The following is a 20,726-nucleotide window of genomic DNA, read 5'->3' as shown; positions in this document are numbered from 1 at the left end:
CTTCCTGACCGTGACACTGCTGGCAGCAGTTGGCATCGGCCTGTTCTTCGCCGTGCAGACCGGCGTCTTCAAGACGTCGGCGCAGCTCGATACCGCCCCGCCTGAAGCGCCGCCGACCGTCGAGGACGACGATTTCACACCGGCCGACGGCGGTCCGGCAAAGCCCGGCGCCGCCGACCAGTCGCGCGACTGGATCAATGTGTTTTCGCCGGCCGATGCATCGCATGTCAGCGCGCCGTCGGACGCCAGGGCCGAGGTGATGAAGGACGATACCGGTTCGTTCCTGCGCATCCGTTCCGGCGCGTCCGGTTCGGCGATCAGCTTCGACGTCGGACAAGGCGTGCTGGAGAAACTGGCCGGCAAACATGCCGTGTTCGACATCATTGCCCGTTCCGAGGAAGGCAAGGAGACGCAGATTTCCGTCGACTGCAATTTCGGCGAACTCGGCGACTGCGGCCGCAAGCGCTACGCAGTCGGCCAGCAGCAGAACGAATATCTGTTCGACGTGCAGTTTCCCGACAAGCATCCGGGCTCGGCCGGCACCATTGCCATCAATTCCGACTTCGACAAGCAGGGCAAGGCCGCCGACATCTACGAAATCCGCGTTTCGATCGAGCCATAGCGAACCCTGCACGCGCGAAATTAGCGGTCGAGCAGCGCCTGCAGCGTTTCGATGCGGTCGGCCTCGTTGGCCGGCTTGTCCCAGCGCAATCGCGAAATGCGGGGAAAGCGCATGGCGACGCCGGATTTGTGCCGGGTCGAGCGGTTCAGTCCTTCGAAGGCGACTTCCAGCACCAGGCCATTGTCGCGGTCGGCGCGCACCGAGCGCACCGGGCCGAAACGCTCGACCGTGTTGTCGCGGACATATTTGTCGATCTGCTTCAGCTCCTCGTCGGTGAAGCCGAAATAGGCCTTGCCGACCGGCACCAGCTCCTCCTCGCCTTCGGCACCGGACCAGACACCGAACGTATAGTCGGAGTAGAAGCTCGAGCGCTTGCCGTGGCCGCGCTGCGCATACATCAGCACCGCGTCCACTGTGTGCGGATCGCGTTTCCACTTGAACCACGGACCTTTCGGCCGGCCGGCGACATAGGCTGAGTCCCAGCGCTTCAGCATGACGCCTTCGATGATCGGATGCGGCGGCGCCCGGCGCAGTTCCTCCAGCGTTTGCCAGTCCGTGAAGTCGACGAATGGCGACAGATCGAAACGGCTCGGGTCGAGTGTCGCGACAAAGCTTTCCAGCCGGCCGCGCCGTTCGCGAAACGGCAGCGCGCGCAAATCCTCGCCGCCGACCTGGAGCAGATCGTAGCAGCGCATGAAGGCCGGGTATTGCTGCTGCATCTTCGGTGCCACCGTCTTGCGATTCAGCCGTTGCTGCAGATCGGAGAAGGTTCCCGTCGCCTCCCGGGGATCGCCGACAAGCAGTTCGCCGTCCAGCGTTGCGGAAAAATGCATGGCCTCGGCGAGGTCCGGAAAGGCGCCCGAAACGTCATCGCCGGTGCGCGAATAGAGCCGGCGGATGCCGCCCTCCGCCACCGCCTGGACACGGATGCCGTCCCATTTCCATTCGGCGGCATAATCCGCCGGATCGAGCTTTTCGAGATCGCCGTCGCCGACCGGGTTCGACAGCATCACCGGGCGAAACAATGCCAACGCCGTGTTCCTGGGCTTTTCGGCCTTGCCTTCCAGCCAGGCGAACAACGCTGTGTAAGGCGGTGACAGCCCGTGCCAGAGCTCCTCGATCTCCGCGACCTCGACCTTGCCGAAATCCGCCAGCGCCTGTTTGGCCAGACGCGCCGACACGCCGATGCGCAGGCCGCCGGTGACCAGCTTGATGATGGCAAAGCGTGCCGAGATGCCGGCGCTGTCGAGCAGCCCTGCCAGCACCTTCGGTCCGTCGGAGCGGCTTGCCGCCTGCAGCTTGGCGACGACCTCGCCAAGCGTCGGCTCGCGGTTCGGGGTGTTTCCGGGCGTTTGCGGCCAGACCAGCGACACCGTTTCGGCGAGATCGCCGACATAGTCGTAGGAATAGCCGAACAGCACCGGATCCATGCGCTCGGTGACGAGCATGCGCAGCATCGCCGGCTTGACCGCGGCGATGTGGAGATCGCCAGTGATGGCAGCCAGCGCCAGGCCGCGATCGGGATCCTCGACGCTGCGGAAATAGTCGGTCAGCAAGGTCAGCTTGCCATTGCGCGACGGCGTCAGCACCAGGCGGTCGAGAAGTTCGGCGAAGCGGTTCATGGCTTCAATCGCCCTCGTCCTCGTAGCCCACCAGGTGCAGTGGCTTTGCCGCGATGCCTTCGAGTTCGCACCAGCGGACCAGCGCCTCCTCGCGGCCATGCGTCACCCAGACCTCTTCGGCTCCGGTCTCCTTGATGGTGGCGGTCAGCTCATCCCAGTCGGCATGGTCCGAGATGATCAGCGGCAGTTCGATGCCGCCCTGCTTGGCGCGCTGGCGGATGCGCATCCAGCCTGACGCAAAGCACGAGATCGGATCGGGAAACCGCCGCGCCCAGCGATCCGCGAAGGCCGAAGGCGGGCCGACGACGATGGCGCCGGCAAAATCATCCTTGCCGCCGCTTTCGACGGTCGCCGGTTCGAGGGTGCCGAGATCGATGCCTTGGCTCTGGTAGTACTCACTGAGTTTGGCCAGCGCGCCATGGATGTAGAGTGGCCTGTCGTAGCCGGCGTCGCGCAACAGCCGCATCACCCGTTGCGCCTTGCCCAGCGCATAGGCGCCGACCAGATGCGAGCGTTCAGGGAACTGCGCGGCCGATTTCAGCAGGCGGGCGATTTCTTCGGTGTCCGGGGGATGGCGAAACACCGGCAGGCCGAACGTCGCTTCGGTGATGAACACATCGCACGGGATCGGCTCGAATGGCGCGCAGGTCGCGTCCCTCTGCCGCTTGTAGTCGCCGGAAGCGACGATGCGCGTGCCCTGATGCTCGACCGCTATCTGCGCCGAGCCCAGCACATGGCCGGCCGGATGGAAGCTGACGCTGACGCCATCGAGGGCAATCGTCTCACCCAGTTGTGCCGCTTGCGTCGTGCCAGCGAAACCCTCGCCGTAGCGCAGCCCCATAATGTCGAGCGTCTGCTGCGTCGCCAGCACCGAGCGGTGGCCGGAACGCGCGTGGTCGGAATGGCCATGCGTGATCAGTGCCCTGTTGACCGGCCGAACCGGGTCGATGAAGAAATCGCCCGGCGGGCAATAGAGGCCCTCGGGCCGGGGATGAAGCAGAACACTGGTGCGCATGGTCTCCAAGATAGGATATAATTCCGCGGCGGGAAGCCTGTTGTAAGTCACTGCTGACTCCCGCATAGAGCACCGCCGGCTCGATCCGCCGGCAGGACCCGCCGCCATGAAACCGCTTCAGGCCTCGTCAGGCGACTTGAACGCCGATCGCCGCGCCGACTATGCCGAGATGCTGCACGCGGATGGCGATCATGCGGCGGCGGCGGAATTGCTGCTCGGTGCGCTGGAAATAACGCCGCAATGGGCGATGGGCTGGTTTCGTCTCGGCGAGATGCAGCAGGCGGCGGGCGCGGCGGATCTGGCCGCACAGGCGTGGACGATGTCGTTGCAACTCGATCCATCGGATCGTCAAGGCGCTGCACTGAACCTGCAATTGATCGGCAAGGCGCCGGCGGTCGATGCGCTCCCCAGCGCCTTCGTCGAGACCTTGTTCGACCATTATGCCGAGAGCTTCGACGAGTCCCTGGTCGGCAGGCTGGGTTACCGCCTGCCTGGGATGCTCGACCAGGCCATTCGAGCGGCAAGGCCGGGCCGCTTCGCGCTGGCGCTCGATCTCGGCTGCGGCACAGGCCTGATGGGGCAGAGGCTGCGGCCGATCGCCGACCGGCTGGAGGGGTATGACATTTCGGCCAAAATGCTGAGAAAGGCGCGGGCCAAGGGCGTCTACGATTTCCTCGATAAGGCTGATCTGCGGGATTTTCCCTATGCCGGTCCGAAAGCCGATCTGGTGACGGTGGCCGATGTTTTCATCTATGTCGGTGCGCTGGGCGGCGTGGTGAAGACGATTGCCGGCTTGCTGGCCACGGATGGCCTGTTCGCGTTTTCCGTCGAGACGCTGGCTGGCGATGGCGATTTCGCGCTGCTGCCGTCACGCCGCTATGCGCATGCGCAACGCTATGTGCTCGACGTGCTGGCCGCCAACGGGCTTTCGGTCCTGTCACTGGAACCAACCGCGATCCGGCAGGATCGCGGGGAACACGTCAACGGGTTGGTCGTTGTGGCCAGGGCTCCGAACTCAGCTGAACAAAAGACCTGACGACAGCCGGTCGGCGGTGTCGGCAGCTTTTCGTCGGGTGCGATAGGAATTTTTTCTTGACGCCCTGCCCTCAGCTATGGTACATTTTCGCTCATGGTGCTGATTTGCGCCAGTGACCCGCCGCACAGGCGGGTTTTTCGTTTGATGCTCCGTCAGCCACGCGCCTGCGGAGGGGCAGCCTCGCCGCCTCGCAAATATTCCTGCTGTGAAAAAGTCCGATTTGCATGCGCGACTGATATTTGCGATCTGCTCGCGTCAGGGCGGGATATCAGGAGGAGCATAGCCGATGCGCTGGAACATGATGATCTTGGCCTCTTGCCTGCTGACCGCCGGCTGTGTCGGCGGCACGTCGATGTCGGAACAGCAGGATGCGAACGTCCAGTCCTCCCTGCAATACGACACCGTGCCGTGCGACCAGTTGCTGGCGCAGCGCAACGGGTTGGCGCAGCAATACAACCTGCCGATCAAGGCCAAGCCGACCTTCTCCAATCCGGCGATGGGCTTCGGCCCGTTCACGCCGGACATGCGCTCCAAGGCCAAGCGCGATACCGACAAGGCGAGCGGTGAGATCGATGCCATGAACCGGTCGATCGACCGACGCGACTGCGGCCAGCCGGAGAAGCAGAAGAAGATCGCTCTGCCTGGCTAGAGGTCGGAGGCGGCTACGGGTCGAGAATCGCAGGCAACAAACCACCTTGCAGGGCACGATCGGATGCATCTCTCGGAGCTCGGGGACCGCATATGTATCTTGGGGCCGTCCAACAGTGGCAAGTCGACCCTCGCCGACGCGATTGCCCGCAAGCGTGATCTGGCGACTGTTCACCTCGATCAGCTCTTCCATCTCCCGAACACGGATTGGGAAGCGCGCCCAAGGGACGAATTCATTGCCTTGCACGACGCCGCAATCGCCGGAGAGCGTTGGGTGATGGATGGGAATTATTCGGTAGGTATGCCGCAACGTTTTCGGCGGGCGACGGGATTGATCCTGTTGGACATTTCCACACCCGCAAGTTTGTTGCGCTATTTTCGCCGGACGTTGTTGGAGCGGGAGAGGCGCGGTGCCTTGGAGGGCGGGCGCGACAGCGTCAAATGGGATATGATCCGCCATATCACTGTCGCCACGCCGAAAAATCGCAAACGCTACCTGGCTATGTTCGAGCAGATTGATCTGCCAAAGGTGCAGTTATCGTCACTGCGGGCAATCAAGAAGTGCTTCCGGGAGTGGGACCTGGCCCGATGAGGCCTTGTCCTGGCTAATACCCTGCATCGCGGTCCACCAGATTGTCGAGCTTTTCGCCGCGTTCGAAGGCGTCCATCTGGCGCAGCATGATCGGCGCCAGATGCACCGGATCGGAGGTCGCCGCCGCGTGTGGCGTCACGAACACTTTCGGATGCCCCCACAGCGGACTGGTCTTCGGCAGCGGTTCGACCTCGAACACGTCGAGGCTTGCCTCCTTCAACGTGCCGTCATCCAGCGCCCGCAAAATGTCGGCATCCTTCTGCAGGCGGCCACGCCCGGCATTGATCAGCACCGAGCCGCCGAGGCCGTTGCGTTTCCGCAGCTCCTTCAGCACGCCGTAGTTGATGATGCCCTTGGTCTCCGGCGTCAGCGGCAGAAGCACCACCAGGATGTCGGTTGCCTTGAGGAAGGGGATCAATCCAGCTTCGCCGGAATAGGTCGCGACGCCTTGCATGGCCTTGTCGGTGCGCGACCAGCCATTGACGGCAAAGCCGAGCGAGAGCAGCACCGAGGCCGCGGCGCGGCCGAGACTGCCGAGGCCCATGATGCCGACCGAAATGTCACCGGCAGGCCTCTGCTGCGGCTCATGCCAGATCTTCTTCGACTGCTGCGACCGGTAGAGCAGGCCCTGGCGGTGATGGTCGAGCACCCGCCAGACGACATATTCCGTCATGTACTGGGTGAGGTTGTCGGCAACGATTTTGACGATCGGCACGTCGGGCAGGCCGGGATCGGCGAAGATATGGTCGACGCCGGCGCCGATCGAGAAGATGGCGCGCAGATTGGGCAGCGACGCCAGGATGTTCGGCTTCTGCTTCCATACAACGGCATAGGTGATCGAGGGGTCGCTGGCGCCGTCCGGCTCCAGCACCACCTCGCGTTCGGCCGACAGCAGGTCGCGCCAGCGCTGCGGATGAAAGCCGGTGACGGCAAGCAGGATGCGGCCTTTTTCCATTGCGGTCCTTTAGTCCCTCTTTACGCAAATCACTCGCTGACGATGCCGACCGGTGCCGTCTCGATCTTGAAGGCGGCCGAGATCAGCGCCCGAGTATAGTCGGTTTGCGGATTTTCAAAAATCTGCTGGGAAGGGCCGGCTTCGACGATCCTGCCATTGCGCATGACGATGACGTCGTTGGCGAGCGCCCGGATGACTTTCAAATCATGGCTGATGAAGAGATAGGCGAGATCGTGCTTGGCCTGCAGGCTGCGCAGCAGGTCGACGACCTGCGCCTGCACGCTCATGTCGAGTGCCGATGTCGGCTCGTCCAGCATGACGAAGCGCGGGTTGAGCACCATGGCGCGTGCGATGGCAACGCGCTGGCGCTGGCCGCCGGAAAACTCGTGCGGGTAGCGGTTGCGGGTCGCCGGATCGAGCCCAACCTCCTTCAGCACGGCGGCCACCTTGTCGTCGCGCTCGTCGGGCGACAGCTTCGGCTCGTGGATCTTGAGGCCTTCCTCGATGATCTCGGCGATCGACATGCGCGGGCTGAGCGAGCCGAACGGATCCTGGAAGACGATCTGCAATTCGCGCCTGAGCGGCCGCATTGCATTGAAGGACAGCTGGTTGATGTCGCGACCGTTGAACTGGATCATGCCGGTCGACGAGATCATGCGCGCCAGCGCCAAGCCGAGCGTCGTCTTGCCGGAGCCGGATTCGCCGACCACGCCGAGCGTCTGGCCGGCGCGCACGGTGACATCGATGCCGTCCACTGCCTTCACATTGTCGACGGTGCGGCGGAAGAAGCCCTGCTTGATCGGGAACCAGACCTTTATGTCCTTGCCGGTCATGACGGGCTTGGCGTCGGCATTGGCGGCCGGCGGCTTGCCCTTCGGCTCGGCCGCCAGCAGATGCCTTGTGTAGGCATGCTGCGGATTGGCGAAGATCTCCTTGGTCGGGCCGGTCTCGACGATCTTGCCCTTGGTCATCACGCAGACGCGGTCGGCAATCTTGCGCACGATGCCGAGATCATGGGTGATGAACAGCATCGACATGCCCTTGCGGCTCTTCAAGCCGGCCAGCAGTTCGAGGATCTGCGCCTGAACGGTGACGTCGAGCGCCGTCGTCGGCTCGTCGGCGATCAGCAGTTCGGGCTCGTTGGCCAGCGCCATGGCGATCATCACGCGCTGGCGCTGGCCCCCGGACAACTGGTGTGGATAGGCATCGAGGCGCTTGTGCGGATCGCGGATGCCAACCTCGTTGAGCAGGGCCAGGGTGCGCTCCTTGGCGGGGCGGTCGGCCATGCCTTGGTGCAGCTTCAGGATCTCGACGATTTGATGCTCGATCGTGTGCAGCGGATTGAGCGAGGTCATCGGCTCCTGGAAGATCATGGTGATCTTGTTGCCGCGCACCTGCCGCAACTGCTTCTCGCTCATCGCCAGCAGGTCGTTGCCCTGGAACACGATCTTTCCCGAGGGGTGGCTGGCGCTTGGATAGGGCAAAAGCTTCAGCACCGAAAGCGCCGAGACCGATTTGCCGGAGCCGGATTCGCCGACCAGCGCCACCGTCTCGCCCTTGGCGATGTCGAACGAGATGTGGTCGACAGCCGTCGACTGGCCGCCGCCCTGGCTGAAGGCGACGCTGAGGTCCTGTACGCTGAGCAAGGGGGCTTCGCTCATCTGAACGTCTTGCGCGGATCGAAGGCGTCGCGCGTCGCCTCGCCGACGAAGACCAGCAGGGACAGCATCAGCGAGATGACGACGAAGCCGGAAATGCCGAGCCACGGCGCATTGAGGTTGCGCTGCGCCTGCTTGAGCAATTCGCCGAGCGAGGCGGAGCCGGGCGGCAGGCCAAAGCCGAGATAGTCGAGCGAGGTCAGCGTCGAGATCGAGCCCGAGAGCAGGAAGGGCATGAAGGTCAATGTCGCCACCATGGCATTAGGCAGCAGGTGCCGGAACATGATGGTGCGGTTGGGCACGCCGAGCGCCCGGGCCGCGTTGACATATTCGAAATTGCGGGCGCGCAGGAACTCGGCCCGCACCACGCCGACCAGCGCCACCCAGGAGAACAGCAGCATCAGGCCGAGCAGGATGAAGAAGCCCGGCGGCAGGATGGCGGCGACGATGAGCAGGAGATAGAGCACCGGGATGGCGGACCAGATCTCGATGAAACGCTGGAACAAGAGATCCGTCCAGCCGCCGAAATAACCTTGCACGGCGCCGGCCGCGACGCCGATCAAGGCCGAGCCGGCGGTCAGGATCAGGCCGAACAGCACCGAAATGCGGAAGCCGTAGATGACGCGCGCCAGCACGTCGCGCGCCTGGTCGTCGGTGCCCAACCAATTCCAGTTGCCGACGATGCAGGCGGGGTCGGCAGCACCCTGCGGATACTGGTTGCAGCGTGTCTTGGCGTCATACTGCCACGACGGCCTGGCCGGTGCTGCTTCGGGAATAGCGTTGTTGACCGTCTGATAGGAGTAGCGCACCGGCGGCCAGATCATCCAGCCATTGGCGTTGATCTCGTCCTGGATGACCGGATCGCGATAATCGGTGACGGCATAGAAGCCGCCGAATTTTTCCTCGGGGTAGGCGACCAGCACCGGAAACAGGATTTCGCCCTTGTAGGAAGCGATGATCGGCTTGTCGTTGGCGATGAACTCGGAAAACAGCGACAGCACGAACAGGACGAGGAAGATCCACAGCGACCAGTAGCCGCGGCGGTTGGCTTTGAAGTTCTGCAGGCGGCGCTTGTTGAGCGGCGACAGAAACGGCCGCTTGATCCGCGCGGGTGCCGCGTTGACGGGGACTGTAGCCTCCGACATCAGACGTCTCTCCGCTCGAAATCGATGCGCGGATCGACCCAGGTGTAGAGCAGGTCGGACAAGAGCCCGACGAACAGCCCCAGCAGCGAGAAGATGTAGAGATTGGCGAACACCACCGGATAGTCGCGCTCGACCACCGACCGGAAGCCGAGCAGACCGAGGCCATCGAGGGAGAAGATGTTCTCGATCAGCAGCGAGCCGGTGAAGAAGGCCGAGATGAAGGCGCCGGGAAAACCGGCGATGACGATCAGCATGGCGTTGCGGAAGACGTGGCCGTAGAGCACCTGCCGTTCCGACAGACCCTTGGCCCGCGCCGTCACCACATACTGTTTGCGGATTTCTTCGAGGAACGAGTTCTTGGTCAGCAGCGTCGTGGTGGCGAAGGCCGACAGCACCAGCGCGGTCAGCGGCAATGTCATGTGCCAGAAATAGTCGACGATCTTTCCCCACCACGACAATTGATCCCAATTGTCCGAGGTGAGGCCGCGCAACGGAAACCAGTCCCAGAAAGACCCGCCGGCAAACAGCACCATCAGCATGATGCCGAACAGGAAGCCCGGAATGGCATAGCCGACAATGACGACGCCGCTGGTCCAGACGTCGAAGGGAGTGCCGTCCTTGACCGCCTTGCGGATGCCGAGCGGGATCGAGATCAGGTAGGACAACAGCGTGATCCACAGCCCGATCGAGATCGACACCGGCATTTTTTCCAGGATCAGGTCGAGCACCGAAATGTCGCGGAAATAGCTGTCGCCGAAATCGAAGCGGGCATAGTTCCACAGCATCATGCCGAAGCGCTCGAGCGGCGGCTTGTCGAAGCCGAACTGCTTTTCCAGCTTCTTGATGAATTCCGGATCGAGCCCCTGCGCACCGCGATATTTCGAGCTGACGTCACCGGCGGCATCGAAATTGCCGCCGGCACCCGCGTCGCCGCCACCACCGCCGAGGCGGTCGCTGCCGCCCTGATTGGTCAGCCGGGCGATGACCTGTTCGACCGGACCGCCGGGGGCGAACTGGATGACGGCGAAGGATATCGCCATGATGCCGAACAGCGTCGGGATCATCAAAAGGATGCGGCGCAGGATATAGGCGCCCATCAGGCCTTCTGCCCTCGTTGAGCGAACATCTCAGCCTTTGCCAATTCTTGCCGCCTTGCCCTTATCGAACCACCACAGCGTCTCGACCGGAAAGCCGAAATCAGGCTTCTGTTCGACAAAGCCGAACATGTCCCAATAGGCGACGCGGTGATTCGCCAGATAGTATGTTGGAATCCAGTCCAGCCGCGCGCGCAAGACCCGGTCGAGCGCTCTGAGCGCCGTGACGAGTTCTATACGGTCTTTCGCCTTGGCTGCTGCCGCGATCAGGGCGTCGATGGCCTTGCTTTCGGTGCCGGGATAGTTGCGCTGCCCCGGGATTTTCGCCATGCGGGAATCATAGAGCATCTGCAGGCTGTCGTCAGTCGGCGTCGCCCCGATCGACCAATGCAGCAAGGCAAGATCGAAGTCGTAATTGCTGTGCCGCTGCTCATACTGCGCCGAATCGATTTGCCGGATCGATGCGTCGATCCCGATCGCCTTCATATTCTCCGACCACGGGGTGTAGATACGAACGATGCCATCGTCCTCCGCCAGCATTTCGACCCGCAGCCGCTCACCCTTGTCATTGACGACGAAACTGCCGTCGCGCTTCCAGCCGGCTTGCGCAAGCAATCTCGAAGCCTCGCCCAGCAGCTTGCGGTCATGGCCCGAACCGTCGGACAGGGGCTGTGTTACCGCTTCACCGAAAACCTCTGGCGGCAACTCGGCCCGGAATGGCTCCAGCAGGGCCAATTCGTCAGGCGAGGGCAGGCCTTCGGCCTTGTAATCCGATCGTTCGAAGTTCGATTGAGAGCGCTCGTAGGAGCCGTAAAACAAGGCCCGCTTCATCCATTCGAAATCGAAGCATCTGGCGATCGCCCGCCGCACCCGCTCATCGCGGAATTGCGGACGACGCTGGTTCAGCGCGACGCTCTGCATGTCTGGCGTCTTCTCGCCGGGAAATTCCCGTTTGAGGACCTTGCCGTCCTTCAGCGCCGGAAAGTCGTATCCGGTCGCCCATACCCGTGAGGTGAATTCCTCGCGAAAATGCGTGTCGCCTTTCTTGAAGGCCTCGAATGCCGCCTGCCGGTCAAGATAGAAGTCGATGCGGATGCGGTCGAAATTGTAGAGGCCGCGGTTCACCGGGAGATCGCGGCCCCAATAGTCGGCGACGCGGTCATATTCGACCGTCTGTCCGGCCGCCACGCGTCCAATCTTGTAGGGACCCGAGCCAAGCGGCGGCGTCATGGTCGAAGCATCGAAATCATTGGCCGTATAAAATGCCTTGGAGACGATCGGCATCCCCACGATCGCAAGGACGTTTTGCGCCGACTGCTTGCCGTTGAGGGTGAGATCGACGGTGGTGGGATCGACCGCAACCACGTCGGTCATGTACCGCAACGCCTGGGAAAGGTTCGGATGGCCCTTGTCCTTATAGAGCTTCAGCGCAAAGACAACGTCTTGCGCGGTCAGCGGCGAGCCGTCGTGGAAACGCGCTTGCGGTCGCAGCACGAAGCGGAAACCGTTGCGGTCTGGCGACAGGGTAACGGTTTCGGCAAGCAGGCCATAGACTGCATCCGGCTCATCGAGCGCGCTTGTCATCAGCGAATCGAAACAGAGTTCGGCGCGCGGCGGCGCCTCCCCCTTCAACACCAGGAAATTCAACGTGTTGAAGGTCAGGAAGCTCTGATTGAGGGTTGCGTTCGGCGGCGCGAAATTCATCTGGCCGCCCTTGGGCGCGTCCGGATTGACGTAGTCGAAATGCGCGAAATCGGGCTTGTATTTGAGGTCGCCGAAGGCCGACAGGCCATGCAGCTTGATGCCAGTCGCAATGTCGGCGAAGGCCCGGCCGGGCAACAGGGCAGCGGCTGCCGCGGCACTGCCCAGGGCGAGAAAGTCGCGGCGGGGCAGGGCCGCCATCAATTGCCGCCCTTGTATTTGGCCGCCAGCGCCTTCTCCTTGTCCGGGTCGATCCACCAGGAATCGATGTCGGGACCCAAGTAAGTCGGCTGTTTTTCCGGGATGCCGAATTTGTTCCAGTAGGCCAGCCAGGTTACTGATCGGGTGAATTGCGGGACGCAATAGAAATTCCACAACAGAACCCGGTCGAGCGCATGAGTGGCGGCGAGCAGGTCGTCGCGATCCGTCGCGAAGATAACGCGTTCAACCAGTGCGTCGACCACTGGGTCCTTGATCCCCGCGTAATTTCGTGAGCCCGGTGTATCGGCTGCCTTCGAACTCCAGTACTCGCGTTGTTCATTGCCCGGCGAGTCCGACTGCGGCAGCCGAGAGGTTATGACGTCGTAGTCGAAATTGTTGACGCGAGCGATGTACTGGCTGGTATCGACTATCCTGAACGAAGCCGAGATGCCGATCTTTCCCAGCATATTTACAAATGGATTGACCGTTTGTTCGGCGCCCTGGTCGAAGCCCAGAATCTCGACGGTAAAAGGCGCCCCGCTTTTCTCATTGGTCATACGGCCATTCTGGATTTTCCAACCCGCCGCCGCAAACAGATCGATCGCTTCGCGCAGGTACGACCGCTCGGCCTTCGGGCTATCGAAGACCGGAAGCTTGAACTCCTGGGTAAACAGTTCTGGCGGGAGCTTGCCCTTGTATTGATTGAGGATCTCCAATTCTTTGCCCCGCGGCAGTCCGCTCGAAGCAAGTTCGCTGCCCATGAAATAGCTGTTGGAGCGGGTGTTGAGGCCGAAGGATTGGGTGCGGTTCAAGGTTTCGAAGTCGAAGGCGTAACCGAGCGCCTCGCGCACGCGCCGATCCTGGAACTTTGTCCGTCGCGTGTTCAGCATGAAACCTTGCATCGAGGCGAGTGATGTCGCCTTGAACTCCCGCTTGATGACATCGCCGGCTTTGAGAGCCGGAAAATTGTAGCGCGTCATCCATAATCGCGCACTGTTTTCAGCCTGGATGTCCTCATATCCGCCTTTGGTGAAGGCTTGCCACGCGGCGTTGTCATCGAGAATGTAGGTGTAGCGTCTGGTGTCGTAGTTGTTGCGCCCGACATTGATGGCCAGATCGGCGGCCCAGAAGTCCGGAACGCGTCGCCAGACGACTTCCGAACCAGGTTTGAAGCTCTCGATCTTGTAGGGTCCAGAGCCGAGCGGGATTTCAAGGCTTGGCTGGGTGATGTCGCGCTTCTTGCCGTTGGCATCGGTGCCTTCCCACCAGTGCTTCGGCAGCACCACCACATCCGCCATGATCAGCGGTAACTCGCGATTACCCTTCTGATCAAAACGGAACTCGACTTCCCGATCTGAAACGGCGACCGCCTCGGTGACGTTGGCGAAATAGCGGTTGAACTGCGGACTTTCCTTTTTGAGAAAGTTAAATGACCAAATCACGTCATCCACGGTGATCGGTTGGCCATCATGCCATCTGGCACGCGGGTCGAGCCGATAAGTTGCGGATGAAAAATCGGCTGGGTACTTGTAGGCGTCTGCTATCTCGGGATGGTTGACGCTGCCCTCGTCAAGGGATTTCGCCATCAGCGACTGGTAGAGGAGCCCACCCTGATAGTTCAATCCTGCGGCAGGGGTGCCGCGTGCGATGAAAGGATTGAAGCTGTCGAAGGTGCCGAGTTCCACCGAGTTCAGCGTGCCGCCCTTGGGCGCGTTCGGATTGACGTAATCGTAGTGCTGGAAATTGGCGCCGTATTTGGACTCGCCGATCAGCGATGAGGTGGTGCGCCATTCGTCGGCGCGGGCAGCCTGCAATCCCGCCGCCAGAAGGGCTGCCGCCAGCAACGACTTGAGAAGCGTTCGGCCAACCGTCATGCACTATCCTCTTCGCGATGCCCGTTCATGGGCAATCTAGATGATTTGGCGCTCGTGAAAACCGTCATGCGCGGCTTTGTCGCCGCCTATGCGGTTTTCCCAATAAAAAAGCCGGGCTGAACCCGGCTTTTTCAAGGTCGTCGAGATGATATCGAAATTATTGGGCAGGCGCCGGTGCCGGTGCGGCCGGAGCCGGGGCGGCGGGAGCGGCCGGCGCGGCACCCTCAGCCGGCTTTGCCGGAGCGGCTGCATCGGCAGGCTTGGCGCCTGCATCGGCGGCGGCACCGGGTGCCGGCAGCGGCTTGGGATTGTCGGACAGCGTGCGCAGATAGGCGATGACGTTGGCGCGGTCCTCGTCCTTGGGCAGGCCGGCGAAGCCCATGGCGGTGCCCTTCACGAATTTCTTCGGCGAGGTGATGAAGTGGTTGATGTTGTCGTAGGTCCACTTCTCGGTGCCGCCCTTGGAGAATTCCTTCATGCCGGCCGAATAGGCAAAGCCTTCATGCTCGGCGACCGGACGGTCGACGAGGTCCCACAGGTCCGGGCCGACCTTGTTGGGGCCGCCCTTTTCGCCGGAATGGCAGGCCTGGCACTTCTTGAAGACGGCAGCACCCTGCTCGACATTGGCGGTCGCCAGCAGATCGGCGATCGGCTTGGCCGCGGCGGCGGGCGCGGCCGGACCGCCTTCGGCGGGCTCGGCGGCCTCGATGGCGAAACCAGGCTTTTCCGGCGCCGGCGACGCAAACAGCGCATCGGACACAATGCCGACCGAGAAGACGACGAAAACGGTTCCGAGCAATCCGGCGAGCAGTTTGTTGACTTCGTTGGAATCCATACGCCCCTTGCTCCCTTTTCCGGCGGACAGAACCGTCCACTCCGTCCGTCGGTATCGTGACCGTCCTGCCAGGGCGGTCAAATCGGGCGGAAACTAGGTCTTTTGCTGCGGCGTTGCAACACCTATAAGGGCGCTTCCAGTGAGACCTTTTGCCACTTTCCCTGTCCTCTTTCGAGACGCCTTGCACCCGAAATGTCCACGCTGATCCTGATCCCGGCCCGCATGGCTTCGACCCGCCTGCCGGGCAAGCCGCTGGCCGACATCGCCGGCGCCCCGATGATCGTCCATGTCGCCCGCCGCGCCGCCGAAGCCGGCCTTGGCCGGGTGGTGGTGGCGACCGACACGCAAGGCGTGGCGCAAGCGGTGCGCGCGCACGGTTTCGAGGCCGTGATGACGCGTATGGATCACGAATCCGGCTCCGACCGCATCCACGAGGCGCTGGTCGCTCTCGACCCCGGGCGCAAGGTCGAAACCATCGTCAATGTGCAGGGCGACCTGCCGACCATCGATCCCCGGATCATCGCCGCGTCGCTCAGGCCTTTCGAGGACAGTGCGGTGGACATCGCCACGCTCGGCGTCGAGATCGTCCGCGATGAGGAAAAGACCAATCCCAATGTCGTCAAGATCGTCGGCTCGCCGCTTTCCGGCAGCAGGCTGAGGGCGCTCTATTTCACCCGTGCCACAGCGCCTTGGGGCGAGGGGCCGCTCTACCATCATGTCGGCCTCTACGCCTATCGCCGCGAAGCACTCGAGCGTTTCGTCGCGCTCAAGCCGTCGCCGCTCGAACGGCGCGAGCGGCTGGAACAGTTGCGGGCGCTGGAAGCCGGCATGCGCATCGACGCCGAGATCGTCCAGTCGCTGCCGCTCGGCGTCGACACGCCTGAAGACCTCGAACGCGCCAGAACAATCCTTTCAACCTGAGATATCGGCATGCCTGAAAAGACCAACAGAATATCCTTCCAGGGCGAACCGGGCGCCAATTCCGACACCGCCAGCCGCAACATGTTCCCTTCGATGGAGCCGTTGCCCTGCCCGACCTTCGAGGATGCCTTCAACGCGGTCGAGACCAACAAGGCCGACCTCGCCATGATCCCGATCGAGAACACCATTGCCGGGCGCGTCGCCGATATCCATCATCTCCTGCCGGAATCGAAGCTGCACATCGTCGGCGAATATTTCCTGCCGATCCATTTCCAGCTGATGGTGCTGCCAGGCGTCAAGCGCGACGAGATCAAGACGGTGCACAGCCACATCCATGCGCTTGGCCAGTGCCGCAAATACGTTCGCAAGAACGGTTGGAAGGCGATCGTCGCCGGCGACACGGCCGGCGCCGCCAAAATGGTCTCCGAGGTCAAGGACCGCAGCATGGCGGCGCTGTCGCCGGCCCTGGCCGCGACCCTCTACGGGCTCGATATCATCGAGCAAAACGTCGAGGACACCGACTCAAACGTCACCCGCTTTGTCGTCCTGACCAAGAACAAGCAATGGGCCGAGCGTCCTTCGCCCGACGTCAAGATGATGACGACCTTCATCTTCCGCGTCCGCAACGTGCCGGCCGCGCTCTACAAGGCCATGGGCGGCTTCGCCACCAACGGCATCAACATGACCAAGCTGGAGAGCTACCAGCTGGGCGCTTTCACGGCGACGCTGTTTTACGCCGACATCGAGGGCCACCCCGACGACCCGCTGGTCAAGCTGGCGCTGGACGAGCTTCGTTTCTTCTCGCGCGAAGTGCGCATTCTCGGCGTCTATCCGGCCAGCGAGTCGCGTGAGCAGTGGAAGGTTGCGGACTAGATCACCGCGCCCAGCGGCACATAGTCGATCTCCATGAAGGTCTCGACCTCCGGCACCCAGCGGTCGCGCACGAAGGCGACATGGTCTGGATGGTCGTTGTACCTGGTGTAGGCGGCCTGGTCGGCGAACTCCATCGAGAAGCCGAAACGATAGTCGTTCTTGGGGCTGATCTGCCGCAATTGCTCGAAATGCGTGACGCCCCTGATCGCGGTGAGGATCCTCTTGGCGTCGACCAGGAACCGCTTTTCCTCCAGCGAATGCGGCGGATGCTTCAGCGTGAAAACGACGGTGTGACGGATCATGTCCTGCTCCTGCAATGTCTTTAGGTGTTCGCTGCCATCATTCTGAATCGACCCAGGCGCGGATGAGGTGATGCGCAATGGCGCCTTTCGGCGGCGTGATCAGATTGTCCTGGTGCGTCCTTTCCAGCATCCGGCGCACCTCGTCGCGAAAAAACCAGCGGCAGTCCTCAAGCTCGTTGAGGTCGGCCTGGATATCGTCATTGAGCGGCTCGCCGAAGCAGCCGATCATCAGCGAATAGGGGAACGGCCAGGGCTGGCTGGCGTGGTAGACGACGCGGCCAAGCCGGATGCCGGCCTCCTCCAGCGTCTCGCGGCGCACCGCCGCCTCGATCGTCTCGCCCGGCTCGATGAAGCCGGCGAGGGCCGAATACATGCCCGGCGCGAAATGCCGACCGCGTCCGAGCAGGCACTTCTCCCGCGTCGCCGTCAGCATGATCGCCACCGGGTCGGTGCGCGGAAAATGCTCGGTGCCGCAATTCGGGCAATGCCGCTTGTAGCCGCCGGCCCGCATCTGCGATTCCGTGCCGCATTTGCTGCAGAAGCGATGGCTGGCATGCCAGGCGAGCAAAGCCGCCCCTTGCGCCATCGCGCCGGCCGCCGCCTCGTCGATCAGCCCTTGCATGTAGACCGAGCGGTAGTCGATGGCCTTGACTGTTTCCGGAAGCTGTTCGGGTTCGACGCCGGCGGGCACGGCCAGCACCGGTCCTCGTTCGGAAAAGCCGAGCAGGATGCCTTGCGCCAGGGAAACCTTGAAGGGCTCGCTCTCGGTCGCACCGAACCAGGGATCGAGAGCGCCGCCATCGCCGAGCTTCAGATAGAGCCGGCCGCCATGCATCAGAAGCAGCCGCGTCGCCGGATCGGCCAGCGCTTTGTCGACCGAATCGTCGGCGCGGTTCTCGGACTGCCGGTCGATCGTGTTGCCGGCGAAGCCGACGAACTGGCTCGGCTCGCGCAAAGGCGCGTCAAACAGGCGGAAGCTCATGGGGACTCTGGAATATGTTGAGGGATGGACACGGGGAACGCTTATAGCGCCGCCTTGATCGTTTCGGCAAACCGTCGCAAGTCGGAACGCTGATAGGGCTCTCGCAGGCCATGTCCCCACACAGGACCTGGCCAGCCGGGATCGCCTTCCGAACGCGCGATGACATGGATGTGCAACTGGCGCACGATGTTGCCGAGCGCGCCGGTGTTGATCTTGGTGCAGCCGGTCGCTTTCTTCAGCGCCTGCGCCACCATATTGGTCTCGAAGGTCAGCATCGCCTGGTCGAGCGGCGTCATGTCGTGGATTTCCTCCGCGCCGGGGCGCTGCGGCACCAGCAGCAACCAGGGCCAGCGGCGGTCGTTCATCACCCGCAGCTCGCACAGCCCAAGCCACATCAACTGCTCGCTGTCCGCCTCCAGCCGTGCGTCCAGCGTGAATCCGGCCTTCAGGCCCGGCAGCATCGGCGTTTCCCTTGCTTTTCTTGTTTTCCTCAAACGCAGGAACGCTAGAGCGGCGGCAGGGGGGCTGCAAGCGAATCATTGCGCCCCTCACGCTTTGGTGCGCCAATTCCATATTTTTGCGATTTCTGCGGCGCACTTGCATTTCGTCGCGCAATTGCCGATATGGAAAGCGGGAGGTTGGTGGTGGACGATCCACTCGCCAACCGGGTCAGGTCCGGAAGGAAGCAGCCCTAACGAGCCCGGAACGGGTCATTGTTCCAGCCTCCCACCTCATCGGCCCCTCTCGCGACATTGACGACGCATTGCAGCGCGGGCGAGACTATGCGCAGGAATCGGCCGCCTTCGGGCGCGGCCATTTGGAGCTTTACGGGCGTATGAGCGAAGCCGGAAATTCGGGACCAAAAAGCCTGGAGATAGGCAAGGCCGCCGCCTATCGCGTGCTGGCACGCAAGTACCGTCCTTCGAACTTCTCCGAGCTGGTCGGCCAGGAGCCGATGGTGCGCACCCTCACCAACGCCTTTGCCACCGGCCGTATCGCCCAGGCCTGGATGCTGACCGGCGTGCGCGGCGTCGGCAAGACCACGACGGCGCGCATCCTCGCGCGCGCCCTGAACTATAAAACCGCTGATATCGACCAGCCGTCGGTCGACCTTGCCGTCCTCGGCGAACATTGCCAGGCGATCATGGAAGGCCGCCATGTCGACGTCATCGAGATGGACGCCGCCTCGCACACCGGCATCGACGACATCAGGGATATCATCGAGCGCGTGCGCTACGCGCCGGTCTCGGCCCGCTACAAGGTCTACATCATCGACGAAGTGCACATGCTGTCGACGCAGGCCTTCAACGGCCTTCTGAAGACGCTGGAAGAGCCGCCGCCGCACGTCAAATTCATCTTTGCCACCACCGAGATCCGCAAGGTCCCGATCACCGTCCTGTCGCGCTGCCAGCGCTTCGACCTGAGGCGCATCGACGCCGGCGCGCTGGTCGGGCATCTCGCTTCGATCTCGGCCAAGGAAGGCATTTCGGTCGACGACGATGCGCTGGCGATGATCGCGCGCGCCGCCGAGGGCTCGGCTCGTGATTCGCTCTCCATCCTCGACCAGGCGATCGCCCATGGCGCCGGCTCTGTCGGCGCCGATGCCGTTCGGGCGATGCTGGGGCTTGCCGACCGCGCCCGCATCGTCGACCTGTTCGAACATGTGATGAAAGGCGATATCGCGGCAGCCCTTGGCGAATTCCGTGCGCAATACGATACCGGCGCCGATCCGGCCGCCGTGCTGACCGACCTTGCCGAATTCAACCACCTCGTCACCCGGCTGCGTTTCGTGCCGACGGCCATCGAGGATGCCTCGCTATCCGAGGACGAGCGGCAGCGCGGCGCCGATTTCGCCAGGACGCTGTCGGTCAGGGTGCTGTCGCGGACGTGGCAGATGCTGCTCAAGGGCATTCCAGAGGTGCAGTCCTCCAACCGGCCGGTCAGTGCCGCCGAAATGGTGCTGATCCGGCTGGCGCATGCCGCCGACCTGCCGACGCTGGACGAGGCGTTGAGATCGCTTGAAGGCGCCGCGCCGGCGCAGAATGGCGCGCTGCGCCCAAATGGGGCGCCTGCAGGGGGAGGCAACGGCGCCAGCGCGGTGGCGCAGACGCGCATGCCGTCTGGCCCGGGCGGCGCGCAGACCATGCGGCTGGTCGAAGCCTCGCCTGCGCCCGTTCCCTACGTCGCTCCGCCGGAGCCGGTCACGGAGGCGCAATCGGCGCCGCTGAAATCGCTGGCCGACATCATTGCCCTGGCAGACGCGCAGCGCGACATCGCCTTCAAGGTGCTGGTCAAAAGCTGCATCCGGTTTGTACGCATCGAGCCCGGCCGCATCGACGTTGGCCTGACCAGCGATGCGCCCAAGATGCTGCTCAACGACCTGACGACGAAATTGCGCGCCTGGACCGGTCGCAGCTGGCTTGTCTCGCTGTCGAAGGAAGAGGGCGGCCAGACGCTCGCCGAAATGGAATCGGCCAAACGCGAGACGGCTTTTCTCGATGCCAAGAGCGACCCGACAGTGGCCGCCATCCTGGCGCGCTTTCCCGGTGCCAAGATCATCGACGTGCGCATTCCGGACGCGCCGGAAGCCGAAACGGCAGAGGCCGAAGTGCCGGTCGAGCCGCCGGCTGACGACGATGAACCCTGATCC

18 protein-coding genes, 1 other RNA gene and 1 pseudogene are annotated in these 20,726 nt (G+C 62.9%); 8 read left to right on the top strand and 12 right to left on the bottom strand.

Features of this window, described 5'->3' with window-relative positions; all coding sequences use genetic code 11:
* A pseudogene (locus tag ENZ75_RS01580) lies at positions 1–622 on the top strand (hypothetical protein); the annotation flags it as partial.
* A 20-nt stretch (positions 623–642) separates the two neighbouring features.
* Here the strand turns inward: ENZ75_RS01580 and ENZ75_RS01575 are convergent.
* Together ENZ75_RS01575 and ENZ75_RS01570 are read right to left on the bottom strand one after the other, a co-directional pair.
* Complete coding sequence (locus ENZ75_RS01575; RefSeq protein WP_063169967.1) at positions 643–2,244, bottom strand: cisplatin damage response ATP-dependent DNA ligase; 1,602 nt, start codon at positions 2,242–2,244, stop codon at positions 643–645.
* 4 nt (positions 2,245–2,248) lie between these two features.
* The gene (locus ENZ75_RS01570) at positions 2,249–3,259 is read right to left on the bottom strand and encodes a ligase-associated DNA damage response exonuclease (protein ID WP_063169968.1); all 1,011 of its coding nucleotides are present in this window, start codon (positions 3,257–3,259) and stop codon (positions 2,249–2,251) included.
* Positions 3,260–3,365: 106 nt separating this feature from the next.
* Between ENZ75_RS01570 and ENZ75_RS01565 the strand changes: the two genes are divergently transcribed.
* From ENZ75_RS01565 to ENZ75_RS01555, 3 genes are all read left to right on the top strand, one after another.
* Positions 3,366–4,295, top strand: a complete 930-nt coding sequence (locus ENZ75_RS01565; RefSeq protein WP_063169969.1) for a methyltransferase domain-containing protein — start codon at positions 3,366–3,368, stop codon at positions 4,293–4,295.
* A 286-nt stretch (positions 4,296–4,581) separates the two neighbouring features.
* A complete protein-coding gene (locus ENZ75_RS01560; protein WP_063169970.1) occupies positions 4,582–4,944 on the top strand; it encodes a hypothetical protein in 363 nt (120 codons plus the stop codon).
* Positions 4,945–5,007: 63 nt separating this feature from the next.
* Positions 5,008–5,535, top strand: coding sequence for an AAA family ATPase (locus ENZ75_RS01555; protein ID WP_063169971.1), 528 nt, complete (start codon positions 5,008–5,010; stop codon positions 5,533–5,535).
* Between the two features lie 13 nt (positions 5,536–5,548).
* Here the strand turns inward: ENZ75_RS01555 and ENZ75_RS01550 are convergent, their stop codons facing one another.
* From ENZ75_RS01550 to ENZ75_RS01520, 7 genes are all read right to left on the bottom strand, one after another.
* Positions 5,549–6,490: a glyoxylate/hydroxypyruvate reductase A gene (locus ENZ75_RS01550; protein ID WP_063169972.1), complete on the bottom strand. Its 942-nt coding sequence runs from the start codon at positions 6,488–6,490 to the stop codon at positions 5,549–5,551.
* 29 nt (positions 6,491–6,519) lie between these two features.
* Complete coding sequence (locus ENZ75_RS01545; protein ID WP_063169973.1) at positions 6,520–8,151, bottom strand: ABC transporter ATP-binding protein; 1,632 nt, start codon at positions 8,149–8,151, stop codon at positions 6,520–6,522.
* A complete protein-coding gene (locus ENZ75_RS01540) occupies positions 8,148–9,293 on the bottom strand; it encodes an ABC transporter permease (protein WP_063169974.1) in 1,146 nt (381 codons plus the stop codon). Before ENZ75_RS01540 ends, ENZ75_RS01545 begins: the two co-directional genes overlap by 4 nt.
* Entirely contained in the window at positions 9,293–10,390 is a 1,098-nt protein-coding gene (locus ENZ75_RS01535) for a microcin C ABC transporter permease YejB (RefSeq protein WP_013527941.1), read from the bottom strand. The genes ENZ75_RS01540 and ENZ75_RS01535 overlap by 1 nt, the downstream gene beginning before the upstream one ends.
* 30 nt (positions 10,391–10,420) lie before the next feature.
* A complete protein-coding gene (locus ENZ75_RS01530) occupies positions 10,421–12,289 on the bottom strand; it encodes an extracellular solute-binding protein (RefSeq protein WP_063169975.1) in 1,869 nt (622 codons plus the stop codon).
* Positions 12,289–14,163 carry an extracellular solute-binding protein gene (locus tag ENZ75_RS01525; protein WP_128277872.1) on the bottom strand — a complete coding sequence of 625 codons (1,875 nt, stop codon included), beginning with the start codon at positions 14,161–14,163 and terminating at the stop codon, positions 12,289–12,291. Before ENZ75_RS01525 ends, ENZ75_RS01530 begins: the two co-directional genes overlap by 1 nt.
* A 157-nt stretch (positions 14,164–14,320) precedes the next feature.
* Positions 14,321–14,998, bottom strand: coding sequence for a cytochrome c family protein (locus ENZ75_RS01520; RefSeq protein ID WP_013527938.1), 678 nt, complete (start codon positions 14,996–14,998; stop codon positions 14,321–14,323).
* A gap of 192 nt (positions 14,999–15,190) precedes the next feature.
* Between ENZ75_RS01520 and ENZ75_RS01515 the strand changes: the two genes are divergently transcribed.
* A complete protein-coding gene (locus tag ENZ75_RS01515) occupies positions 15,191–15,919 on the top strand; it encodes a 3-deoxy-manno-octulosonate cytidylyltransferase (protein WP_063169977.1) in 729 nt (242 codons plus the stop codon).
* 9 nt (positions 15,920–15,928) lie between these two features.
* Positions 15,929–16,792: a prephenate dehydratase gene (locus tag ENZ75_RS01510; protein WP_013527936.1), complete on the top strand. Its 864-nt coding sequence runs from the start codon at positions 15,929–15,931 to the stop codon at positions 16,790–16,792.
* Here the strand turns inward: ENZ75_RS01510 and ENZ75_RS01505 are convergent.
* From ENZ75_RS01505 to ENZ75_RS01495, 3 genes are read right to left on the bottom strand one after another with little or no spacing between them, the layout of a single operon-like run.
* On the bottom strand, positions 16,789–17,094 hold the full coding sequence (locus tag ENZ75_RS01505) for a Dabb family protein (protein ID WP_027161785.1): 306 nt from the start codon (positions 17,092–17,094) through the stop codon (positions 16,789–16,791). The genes ENZ75_RS01510 and ENZ75_RS01505 overlap by 4 nt on opposite strands.
* Positions 17,095–17,131: 37 nt before the next feature.
* The gene (gene nudC / locus ENZ75_RS01500; RefSeq protein WP_013527934.1) at positions 17,132–18,076 is read right to left on the bottom strand and encodes an NAD(+) diphosphatase; all 945 of its coding nucleotides are present in this window, start codon (positions 18,074–18,076) and stop codon (positions 17,132–17,134) included.
* Between the two features lie 41 nt (positions 18,077–18,117).
* Complete coding sequence (locus ENZ75_RS01495) at positions 18,118–18,537, bottom strand: HIT family protein (protein ID WP_013527933.1); 420 nt, start codon at positions 18,535–18,537, stop codon at positions 18,118–18,120.
* 172 nt (positions 18,538–18,709) lie between these two features.
* Between ENZ75_RS01495 and ffs the strand changes: the two genes are divergently transcribed.
* Together ffs and ENZ75_RS01485 are read left to right on the top strand one after the other, a co-directional pair.
* An RNA gene (ffs, locus tag ENZ75_RS01490) (signal recognition particle sRNA small type) lies at positions 18,710–18,806 on the top strand.
* A 105-nt stretch (positions 18,807–18,911) separates the two neighbouring features.
* Complete coding sequence (locus ENZ75_RS01485) at positions 18,912–20,723, top strand: DNA polymerase III subunit gamma/tau (protein ID WP_063169978.1); 1,812 nt, start codon at positions 18,912–18,914, stop codon at positions 20,721–20,723.
* Positions 20,724–20,726 lie beyond the last annotated feature (3 nt).

Source organism: Mesorhizobium sp. M7A.F.Ca.CA.002.04.1.1, assembly GCF_004022805.1.
GTDB lineage: Bacteria > Pseudomonadota > Alphaproteobacteria > Rhizobiales > Rhizobiaceae > Mesorhizobium > Mesorhizobium ciceri.
This window is presented reverse-complemented; position numbering and strand designations above follow the sequence as displayed.

What these genes read in the sequence shown, in the direction of transcription:
- ENZ75_RS01565 (WP_063169969.1), top strand. Translation starts at nt 3,366, where the DNA reads ATGAAACCGCTTCAGGCCTCGTCAGGCGACTTGAACGCCGATCGCCGC.
- ENZ75_RS01525 (WP_128277872.1), bottom strand. Translation starts at nt 14,163, where the DNA reads ATGACGGTTGGCCGAACGCTTCTCAAGTCGTTGCTGGCGGCAGCCCTT.
- ENZ75_RS01570 (WP_063169968.1), bottom strand. Translation starts at nt 3,259, where the DNA reads ATGCGCACCAGTGTTCTGCTTCATCCCCGGCCCGAGGGCCTCTATTGC.
- ENZ75_RS01535 (WP_013527941.1), bottom strand. Translation starts at nt 10,390, where the DNA reads ATGGGCGCCTATATCCTGCGCCGCATCCTTTTGATGATCCCGACGCTG.
- ENZ75_RS01550 (WP_063169972.1), bottom strand. Translation starts at nt 6,490, where the DNA reads ATGGAAAAAGGCCGCATCCTGCTTGCCGTCACCGGCTTTCATCCGCAG.
- ENZ75_RS01485 (WP_063169978.1), top strand. Translation starts at nt 18,912, where the DNA reads ATGAGCGAAGCCGGAAATTCGGGACCAAAAAGCCTGGAGATAGGCAAG.
- ENZ75_RS01555 (WP_063169971.1), top strand. Translation starts at nt 5,008, where the DNA reads ATGCATCTCTCGGAGCTCGGGGACCGCATATGTATCTTGGGGCCGTCC.
- ENZ75_RS01575 (WP_063169967.1), bottom strand. Translation starts at nt 2,244, where the DNA reads ATGAACCGCTTCGCCGAACTTCTCGACCGCCTGGTGCTGACGCCGTCG.
- ENZ75_RS01540 (WP_063169974.1), bottom strand. Translation starts at nt 9,293, where the DNA reads ATGTCGGAGGCTACAGTCCCCGTCAACGCGGCACCCGCGCGGATCAAG.
- ENZ75_RS01495 (WP_013527933.1), bottom strand. Translation starts at nt 18,537, where the DNA reads ATGCTGCCGGGCCTGAAGGCCGGATTCACGCTGGACGCACGGCTGGAG.
- ENZ75_RS01520 (WP_013527938.1), bottom strand. Translation starts at nt 14,998, where the DNA reads ATGGATTCCAACGAAGTCAACAAACTGCTCGCCGGATTGCTCGGAACC.
- ENZ75_RS01515 (WP_063169977.1), top strand. Translation starts at nt 15,191, where the DNA reads ATGTCCACGCTGATCCTGATCCCGGCCCGCATGGCTTCGACCCGCCTG.
- ENZ75_RS01510 (WP_013527936.1), top strand. Translation starts at nt 15,929, where the DNA reads ATGCCTGAAAAGACCAACAGAATATCCTTCCAGGGCGAACCGGGCGCC.
- ENZ75_RS01560 (WP_063169970.1), top strand. Translation starts at nt 4,582, where the DNA reads ATGCGCTGGAACATGATGATCTTGGCCTCTTGCCTGCTGACCGCCGGC.
- ENZ75_RS01530 (WP_063169975.1), bottom strand. Translation starts at nt 12,289, where the DNA reads ATGGCGGCCCTGCCCCGCCGCGACTTTCTCGCCCTGGGCAGTGCCGCG.
- nudC (WP_013527934.1), bottom strand. Translation starts at nt 18,076, where the DNA reads ATGAGCTTCCGCCTGTTTGACGCGCCTTTGCGCGAGCCGAGCCAGTTC.
- ENZ75_RS01545 (WP_063169973.1), bottom strand. Translation starts at nt 8,151, where the DNA reads ATGAGCGAAGCCCCCTTGCTCAGCGTACAGGACCTCAGCGTCGCCTTC.
- ENZ75_RS01505 (WP_027161785.1), bottom strand. Translation starts at nt 17,094, where the DNA reads ATGATCCGTCACACCGTCGTTTTCACGCTGAAGCATCCGCCGCATTCG.